Source organism: Vibrio sp. YT-18, assembly GCF_033337345.1.
GTDB classification, from domain to species: Bacteria; Pseudomonadota; Gammaproteobacteria; order Enterobacterales; family Vibrionaceae; genus Vibrio; species Vibrio alginolyticus.
On sequence record NZ_JAWOQO010000126.1, the window covers coordinates 1 to 1,332 of the forward strand.

2 protein-coding genes are annotated in these 1,332 nt (G+C 44.7%); one reads left to right on the forward strand and one right to left on the reverse strand.

The features are described from left to right. Positions 1-630, forward strand: a 630-nt coding sequence (locus R7M72_RS24845) for an AEC family transporter (RefSeq protein WP_318056430.1), incomplete at its 5' end; no start/stop codon positions are given. Positions 631-704: 74 nt separating this feature from the next. Here R7M72_RS24845 and R7M72_RS24850 read toward each other — a convergent pair. Beyond that, entirely contained in the window at positions 705-1,157 is a 453-nt protein-coding gene (locus R7M72_RS24850; RefSeq protein ID WP_318056431.1) for a MarR family winged helix-turn-helix transcriptional regulator, read from the reverse strand. Positions 1,158-1,332 lie beyond the last annotated feature (175 nt).

Sequence of the window (1,332 nt, forward strand, 5' to 3'; positions counted from 1 at the left end):
CGCGCCAACACTGGCATTATCGGCATTGCATACGTTGCTAATGCTTATGGTTCACGGGGTGTCGCATTAGCTGCTCTTTATGTCGCCATCACCACGTTTATCTACAACGTTCAAGCGGTGATCTGCCTGTCACCCAAAGGCGCTACGTCTGCCTCTCAAGCAGCAAAAATGATGGGAAGAACACTGACGAAGCACCCGCTTATCATCTCCATCGTTTTAGGTATGCTTTTCTACTTGTTGTCGATTCCGGTTCCAAACGTAGTCATTGATGCGGGTAACTATCTGTCGAAAATGACGTTGCCGCTCGCATTGTTATGTACAGGCGGGTCGTTGGATTTTAGTTTGATGAGAAAGGAAAAAGGCCCGTCTTGGTTTGCAAGCAGTTACAAGTTGATTGTCGCCCCAGTGTTGATATCGTTAGGCGCGTATTTTGTTGGTTTTCGAGGTATTGAGTTGGGGATTTTATTCTTCATGAATGCCTCGCCCGTTGCGGCGGCGAGTTACGTCATGGCCCGCTCAATGGGAGGAAACGCGGTACTGGCAGCCAACATTATTGCTTTGACAACAGTGCTTTCAACCGTCACCTGCACGTTCGGTATTGTGGTTCTAAAATCGTACGGTTTGATCTGAAAAATGAAATAAAAAAGCCTCAGAATATAGCTGAGGCTTTACAAAAAGGCTTAGATTTAACGCAGAGAAAACGCTTACGAATGATTGGCTAATGTCATTTTCCTTACCAAACGAAAAAACTCTGCCGACTCATCTTCTGATAAACAAGAGAAGAACTCGCGCTGTAAGTTCCTCATTATTTGATGAACTTTCTTAATCGTTGCTTCACCTTCTTTCGTCAAACTGAGCATTTTCAGTCGTTGGTTCGCCTCACTCTTCGAAACGCACACAAAACCACGTTGTTCCAAGTTATCGACCATGCGCTTTGCAACGCTTCTTTCGGTCAGAACGGCATCGGCTAACGCTTGTTGACTCATGGGCTGAAACTCTTCTAACGCTGCCAACGCACTGGCCATCTCTAAGGTCATCTGATTTTGACGACATAACTCTGCTTGCGCTCGGTTGCGATACATCCGTTGCATCACCCCAGAGACAAACATTGGGCTTTGATCCAAAACGGAGATAGGTGAAATTTTTTGCTCTTTCATAGCCGCCTATTTAACTTATGGCTTCATGTTATGCTTTCTGACCTTTTTATGAGGAATTCGAAACGTGATCACTCTTCCTAGGCTTGATTCAAAATCGGTGGCGTATTAAACCATCGAGTTGAAAGCATAAACAAAGAGCGCTTACGCGCCCTTTTATTATGTTTATTGTTATTAG

Bases quoted from the DNA above. Each gene is read 5' to 3' on its own strand.
- R7M72_RS24850 (WP_318056431.1), bottom strand. From the start codon at position 1,157: ATGAAAGAGCAAAAAATTTCACCTATCTCCGTTTTGGATCAAAGCCCA.